7 protein-coding genes are annotated in these 6,912 nt (G+C 69.2%); 6 read left to right on the forward strand and 1 reads right to left on the reverse strand.

The genetic code is table 11. From position 1 onward, the window contains the following. Both CVO76_RS14630 and CVO76_RS14635 read left to right on the forward strand, forming a co-directional pair. The coding region (locus CVO76_RS14630) for a sulfite exporter TauE/SafE family protein (RefSeq protein ID WP_208739913.1) at positions 1-475 on the forward strand (475 nt) is incomplete at its 5' end. 32 nt (positions 476-507) lie between these two features. Then, positions 508-1,536, forward strand: coding sequence for a zinc-binding metallopeptidase family protein (locus CVO76_RS14635; protein WP_208739914.1), 1,029 nt, complete (start codon positions 508-510; stop codon positions 1,534-1,536). Between the two features lie 39 nt (positions 1,537-1,575). On the opposite strand, the gene CVO76_RS14640 is transcribed toward CVO76_RS14635, so the two are convergent. Next, on the reverse strand, positions 1,576-2,238 hold the full coding sequence (locus tag CVO76_RS14640; RefSeq protein WP_208739915.1) for a pyridoxine/pyridoxamine 5'-phosphate oxidase: 663 nt from the start codon (positions 2,236-2,238) through the stop codon (positions 1,576-1,578). 127 nt (positions 2,239-2,365) lie between these two features. On the opposite strand from CVO76_RS14640, the gene CVO76_RS14645 reads away from it, so the two are divergent. From CVO76_RS14645 to CVO76_RS14660, 4 genes are all read left to right on the forward strand, one after another. Next, positions 2,366-3,160 (forward strand): phosphatase PAP2 family protein, encoded by a 795-nt coding sequence (locus CVO76_RS14645; protein ID WP_208739916.1) that lies wholly within the window; start codon positions 2,366-2,368, stop codon positions 3,158-3,160. Continuing rightward, entirely contained in the window at positions 3,144-3,776 is a 633-nt protein-coding gene (locus tag CVO76_RS14650) for a TetR/AcrR family transcriptional regulator (RefSeq protein ID WP_208739917.1), read from the forward strand. Before CVO76_RS14645 ends, CVO76_RS14650 begins: the two co-directional genes overlap by 17 nt. 95 nt (positions 3,777-3,871) lie before the next feature. After that, the gene (locus CVO76_RS14655; protein ID WP_208739918.1) at positions 3,872-5,332 is read left to right on the forward strand and encodes an amino acid permease; all 1,461 of its coding nucleotides are present in this window, start codon (positions 3,872-3,874) and stop codon (positions 5,330-5,332) included. A 141-nt stretch (positions 5,333-5,473) separates the two neighbouring features. Next, on the forward strand, positions 5,474-6,912 hold a 1,439-nt coding region (locus tag CVO76_RS14660; protein WP_208739919.1), incomplete at its 3' end, for an APC family permease.

Consider the following 6,912-nt stretch of genomic DNA (forward strand, 5'->3'; position numbering starts at 1 on the left):
CGTGCCCGCCCTCATCATCATCGGACTGGTCATGGTGGCGCTGGCCCCCCGGGTGCAGCGCGCCGCCGCGGCCAAGGCCGCCGAGAGTGCGCCGGACGCGGCGCCGTCCCGCCGTCGTTCCCTGCTCCTCCTCGCGGGGATCGGTGTCCTCGGCCTGTACGGCGGCTATTTCGGTGCGGCGCAGGGCATCCTGATCGTCGGCCTGATGAGCATGGTGACCATCGAGAGCCTGCAGCGCATCAACGCCATCAAGAACGTCCTGACCACCGCCGTCAACAGCGTGGCCGCCGTGACGTTCATGGCCTTCGCCTGGGAGTCGATCAACTGGTCGCTGGTGCTCCTCATCGCCGTCGGCGCCACCCTCGGCGGCTTCCTCGGCGCCCGCGTGGGCCGCAGGCTCTCCCCGCTCGCGCTGCGGGCGACCATCCTCGTTCTCGGGACCGCCGCCCTGATCCGCATCGTCTTCTTCGGCTGACACGCCACCGCCCACGAATCCCAGGACCCTCCATGCAACGTTTCGCCTGTGCCGTCTGCTCGGCGCCCCTCTTCTTCGAGAACTCCCGCTGCCTCGCCTGCCGCACGCAGCTCGGCTTCCACCGCGGCGAGCGGGCCATCGCACCGCTCGACGACGACGGCGCCTACCGCGACCTCGAGGGCCAGGTACTCCGTCGCTGCGTCAACCTGAAGCTGTCGGGGTGCACCTGGCTGGTGCGGGAGGAGGGCGACGAATGCTTCAGCTGCAACCTCACGCGGACGCGCCCCGACGACCACGACACCACCGGACTGGCGCAGTTCCTCGACGCCGAGCGGTCCAAGCGCCACCTCATCTACGAGCTCGACGGGCTCGGCCTGCCGATCCGGGACCGGACCGAGGACCCGGACCGCGGCCTCGCCTTCGACCTGCTCTCGAGCGTCGAGGAGAAGGTGGTCATCGGACACCAGAACGGCCTGATCACCATCGACCTCGCGGAGACCGTCGACTCCCACCGCGAGAAGATGCGGGCCAGGCTCGAGGAGCCCTACCGCACCATGCTCGGGCACTTCCGGCACGAGACCGGACACTACTTCGAGGGCACGCTCGTGTTCTCGGATGCCGAGCTGACGGGGAGGGCGCGCGACCTGTTCGGTGACGACCGTGCGAGCTACCAGGACGCCATCAAGCGCCACTACGACGAAGGCGCACCCGAGGGCTGGGAGAACGACCACATCTCGATGTACGCGACCATGCACCCGTACGAGGACTTCGCCGAGACGTTCGCCCACTACCTGCACATCTGCGACACGGTGGACACGGCCCGCAACCATGGACTCGCCTCGGGCCCGGGACCGGACACGACCGAGGACTTCGGGACGGTGGTCCGCGAGACCTGGATCCCGCTCGCCGTGGCCCTCAACCAGGTCAACCGCAGCATGGGCGCCAATGACCTGTACCCGTTCGTCCTACCGCCCGCCGTCGTCGACAAGCTCGACTTCGTGCACAAGCTCCGCGTGCGGGTCGGAGGGACCCCGGTCGGATCGGGGACCGTCCCCGCATAGACGCAGTCGTGCCGGGGGTGGCCGTCGTCCGGAGACGGACTACGGCCAGAGCATGGTCCTGCGCCAGCCCTCCCCGAAGCGGGTGTAGAGCAGCCGCGTATGCCTGCGCTCCTGGTCGGCCTGCCAGAACTCGACGGCGTCGGCGGCGACCGTGTAGACGGTCCAGGTGGTCGAGGCCAGGCCGCCGGCGGCGTCGATCTTCCGCACCTGGTCCTCCACCGCCGCGTCCAGGTCCTCGCGGCCGCCCATCACCGCGCTCTGGCTCCCCGCCAGGACGAGCGCACGCGCCACCGGGTGGCGGCGCTGGAAGTCGGCGTCGTTCTCGTCCGCGCTGCCGACGGAGACGGAACCGCGGATCCTCACCTGCCGCCCGGCGGCCGGCCAGAAGAAGGTCAGCGCCGCCGCGGGATGCGCCGCCAGCTGCCGACCCTTGGGACTGTCGCTGCTGGATGCGACCTGCCAGCCGGCAGCCGTCACGTCCTTCACGATCACGACGCGGGCATCCGGGGTGCCGTCCTCGCCCACCGTCGACAGGGTGACCGCGTGCGGCGCGGCGATACCGTCCTGCACCGCGCGCTCCAGCCACTCCACGAAGAGGTCCACGGGCGAGGAGGGCGCCGCCGAGGGGTCGAAGGGCGGCATCACGTCGGGGAACACGGGTACGCCGCGGACTACGTCGCGGATCCTTCCGGGGTCGGTCATGGCGCCAGCCTAGTTGCACAGCGCCCGCAAGCGCAGGAACACAGCAGGCCGGGGGCAGGACCGCCAGTGCCGGCGGCGGAACCCACGGGGAATGCCGGGCACGGCACGACCGGCATAGAGTCGGAGGATGCCCTCCCACCAGGACCAGTACGTAGGACCCCGCGATCTCACGCGATGGACGACCCCGGTCGGCCGCCTGCTCGTGCGGTGCGTCCGGCCCCTCGCCCGGTGGCTGGGACCGCATGCGGCACTGCTGCTCATCATCGCGATCGGGGGCGGTGTCGCCGCGGCCCTCACCGCGGCATCGGCCGAGGTGTACGAGTCGGTGGTGGAGGCCGACGGCGTCGCAGCCCTCGACCAACCCGCCCTCGACCTCGCCGTGTCGCTGCGGCAGGACTGGCTCAACGCCGCCATCACGGGCTACACGCACATCGGCGGCCCCATCGGCATGCCCATTCTGGCGGTCGCGATCCTGGTGCTGCTCGCCGTGCGCCGCAGGTCCTGGACGCCGGTGATCCTGCTACCGGCCGCGGCCTTCGGCTCGCTGCTGATGACCGTCGCCGGCAAGGACGCGATCGGCCGCCTGCGCCCGCCGATCGAACTCGCCGTCCCACCCTACGAGACCTCGCCGTCGTTCCCCAGTGGGCACTCGCTGAACGCCCTGGTGATCGCGGGCATCGTGGCCTACCTGCTCGTCCTGCGGCAGCACCGCAAGCGCACCAGGGCACTGACCATCACCCTCGCCGTCGTGTTCGCTGCGACCATGGGACTCAGCCGCGTGTTCCTCGGCCATCACTGGCTCACCGACGTCCTCGTGGCATGGACCCTCGGCATCGCCTGGCTCGCCGTCGTCATCACCGCGCACCGGCTCCTCCTCACGTTCCGGCTCCACCGGGCGGCGGCGCGTGGCACACCCGCCTGAACCACCCGAGGCGGTTTCCGCCGTCGTCCGGCCCCTTCGGCGGGACGCGCAACGCAACCGCGAAGTGGTCCTCGCGGCGGCGCGACGGATGTTCGCCGAGCACGGGGCCGAGTGCGCATTCGAGGACATCGCCCGGGAGGCCGGGGTGGGAGTGGGCACGGTCTACCGCCGCTTCCCGGACCGCCGGACGCTCATCGAGGCGATCCTCGAACAGCGTGTGGCCGACGTCGCCTCGGTCGGCGCGGATGCCCTCGCCACGGCCGAGCCCTGGGCCGCGGCACGGCTGTTCATCGGATCCACCGCACGCATGCAGCTCGAGGACCGGGGCCTGCGGGAACTGCTGCAGGACTCCGGCTTCGTGTCCGCGGGCCTCGCGATGCTCCGCGAGCGCATCGCACCCGTCGCGGCGGAGCTTGCCCGACGGCTCCGGGACGGCGGCGGCGCCCGACAGGACGTCACGGGACAGGACCTGCTGGTCATGATCCGCATGCTCGCCTCCCTCACCCCCGAGGCGGCAGGCCGGCCCGCAACTGCAGCTACCGGCGTCGAGCGGTACCTCGACCTCGTCCTCAGCGGACTCCACCCGCCGCCGGAAGAAACACGTAAGGAGGAATGAACCTTTCCGTTCAGGTACGCCCACTTCCGCTGATGGGTAGCCCGCCCCATACTTGGCTGGTGCGGAAATGCCACCCCTCCTAGGAACGGACGATGATGTCGAACAGCTCAGGCGTACAGGGCACGCAGTCGATCCTGCGGCGTAAACCCATCGACAACGTCGAGGACGAGACGGGCCGCACCGGCCTCTTCAAGAGCCTCGGCCTGTGGCAGCTGACGGCCATCGGCGTCGGTGGCATCATCGGCGTGGGCATCTTCACGCTGGCAGGGCTCGTCGCCAACGGTGGCGAGGACGGCGCGCCGGTGGGGCCGGCCGTCCTGATCTCCTTCCTGATCGCAGGGCTGGCCAGTGCGGCGGCCGCGCTGTCCTACGCCGAATTCGCCGGCATGATCCCCAGGGCCGGTTCTGCCTACACCTACGGGTACGTCGCCCTCGGTGAGATCATCGGCTGGTTCATCGGGTGGGATCTCCTGCTCGAATACATCGCGATCGTGGCCGTGGTCGCCATCGGCATCTCCGGCTACTTCACCGAGTTCATGTCCGGGATCGGGGTCACCGTGCCCACCTGGATGCAGGGGACGCCGGACACCATCGAGGGTGGCGTGGTCAACGTGCCCGCGATCGTGGTGTGCCTGCTCATCACCTTCATCCTGAGCCGCGGCACCAAGACGTTCGGCCGGTTCGAGCTCATCGCCGTCGGGCTCAAGATCCTGCTCATCCTCGGCATCGTGGGCCTTGGCTTCTTCTACGTGAACGCCGACAACTACTCTCCGTTCCTTCCCTCCGGCTTCGGCGCCGTCTTCACCGGGGCCGCCACCGTCTTCTTCGCGGTCTTCGGGTACGACGCCATGAGCACCGCGGCGGAGGAGGCCACCGACGGCAAGAAGCACATGCCGAAGGCCATCCTGCTGTCGCTCCTGATCGCGATGGTGCTGTACGTCCTCGCGACCCTCGTCCTCACCGGCATGCAGAACTACACGGACATCAGCCCGACGGCGGGCTTCGCCTCCGCCTTCCAGTCCGTGGGCCTGCCGGTCGTCGCGACGATCATCTCGGCCTTCGCCGTGATCTCCATCCTCACCGTCATGCTCACGTTCCTGCTCGGCGTCACCCGCGTGTGGTTCTCGATGAGCCGCGACGGCCTCCTCCCCGCCTGGTTCTCGACGACGGACCGGAACGGCACGCCGCAGCGCGTCACCTGGATCGCCGGCACCGCCGCGGCGCTCCTCGCCGGGGTCTTCCCCATCCGCGCCGTCGCCGACCTCACCAACATCGGCATCCTCGCCGCGTTCATCGTGGTGTGCATCGCCGTGATCGTGCTGCGCCGCACGCGCCCCGAGGTACCCCGCACCTTCCGGTTGCCGCTGATGCCGATCGTGCCCGCCTTCGGCGTCCTCGCGTCGCTGTTCCTGATCCTGCAGCTCCACTGGGAGACCTGGCTGCGCTTCGGCGTGTGGCTCCTGATCGGGCTGGCCCTCTACTTCCTCTACGGCAGGAAGCATTCGCTCATGAACCCGGACAGTCCCCGCCACGCCCTCCTCAAGCGCGACGCATAGCCTCTTCCGGCACCGGAGGGAACGGGCCCGCCGCATCGTCACCAAGATGCGGCGGGCCCGTTCGTTTCCTATCCTCGACAAGGGCCTGCCGCGTTCCCGCGGCCGGCCGCCACCCCGAACAGATGAAGGATCAGCACACCCATGGACCTCTTCCGGACCAAGTCCATCGAGCAGTCGATCAGGGACTCCGACGAAAAGGGACACGGCCTCAAGCGGTCCCTCAACACCTGGGACCTCATGATCATGGGCGTCGCGGTCGCCGTCGGCGCCGGCATCTTCTCGGTGGGTGCGCAGGCGGCGGCGTTCAACGCCGGTCCGGCCGTGACCATCTCCTTCGTGCTGGCGGCGATCACATGCGCCCTCGCGATCATGTGCTACGCCGAGTTCGCGACGGCGCTGCCCGTCGCGGGCAGCGCCTACGTCTTCACCTACGCGACGATGGGCGAGCTGCTGGCCTGGATCATCGGCTGGAACCTGATCCTCGAACTGCTCATGGCAGCGGCCGTGATCGCCAAGTTCTGGGGGGTCTACCTCTCGGATCTCTTCAGCGTCCTCGACCTCGACATCCCCGCGGAGATCAGCCTCCTGGGGCTCGACCTCACCTGGGGGCCGCTGCTGATCGTGGCGATCTTCACGGCCGTGCTCATCTACGGGACCAAGCTCTCCGCCCGGGTCAACAGCGTGTTCACCGTCATCAAGATCGGCATCGTGCTGTTCGTGATCGTCGTCGGCTTCTTCTACGTCAGCCCCGAGAACTACGCGCCGTTCGTGCCCGCCTCCGAGCCTGCCGCCGAGACCGGTTCCGACTGGGCGAACCAGCCCTTCCTCTCCTTCCTGAGCGGCGCCTCCCCGGCGGCCTTCGGTTTCACGGGCATCATCTCGGGTGCCGCCCTCGTCTTCTTCGCCTTCATCGGGTTCGACGTCGTCGCCACATCGGCGGAGGAAGTGAAGAACCCCAGCCGCACGCTGCCGCGCGGCATCTTCGCGGGCCTCGCGGTGGTCAGCGTCCTCTACATCCTGGTGACCCTCGTGGTCACCGGCATGGTCTCCTACAAGGAGCTCGGCGCCTCGGGTGCGCCGTCGCTCGCCACCGCCTTCCAGCTCGTGGGCGCCGACTGGGCCGCGGGCATCATCTCGCTCGGCAGCCTGATCGGTCTGACCACCGTGATCATGGTGCTGCTCATGGGACTCGCCCGCGTGATCTTCGCGCTCAGCCGCGACGGCCTCCTGCCGCGCGGGCTCAGCCGCACCTCCGACAAGCACGCGACGCCGGCACGCACCCAGATCCTGTGCGGCGTCGTCGTCGCCCTGCTCGCCGGGTTCACGCAGGTGGAGGTGCTGGCGGAGATGATCAACATCGGCACGCTGTCCGCCTTCATCACGGTCAGCCTGGGGATCATCGTACTGCGCCGGAAGCGCCCCGACCTCCGGCCCGCGTTCCGGGTCCCGTTCGGCAAGGTCATCCCGATCGCCTCGGCCGCCCTGTGCCTGTACCTCATGTTCAACCTGGCCACCATCACCTGGCTGTTCTTCGCCGGCTGGCTCGTGGTCGGCTTCGTCATCTACTTCGCCTACGGCAA

Source organism: Arthrobacter agilis (genome assembly GCF_002953615.1).
In the GTDB taxonomy this organism is placed as follows: domain Bacteria; phylum Actinomycetota; class Actinomycetes; order Actinomycetales; family Micrococcaceae; genus Arthrobacter_D; species Arthrobacter_D agilis_B.

Excerpts from the sequence above, each read along its gene's own strand:
- CVO76_RS14635 (WP_208739914.1), top strand. The coding sequence starts at position 508 with ATGCAACGTTTCGCCTGTGCCGTCTGCTCGGCGCCCCTCTTCTTCGAG.
- CVO76_RS14640 (WP_208739915.1), bottom strand. The coding sequence starts at position 2,238 with ATGACCGACCCCGGAAGGATCCGCGACGTAGTCCGCGGCGTACCCGTG.
- CVO76_RS14645 (WP_208739916.1), top strand. The coding sequence starts at position 2,366 with ATGCCCTCCCACCAGGACCAGTACGTAGGACCCCGCGATCTCACGCGA.
- CVO76_RS14655 (WP_208739918.1), top strand. The coding sequence starts at position 3,872 with ATGTCGAACAGCTCAGGCGTACAGGGCACGCAGTCGATCCTGCGGCGT.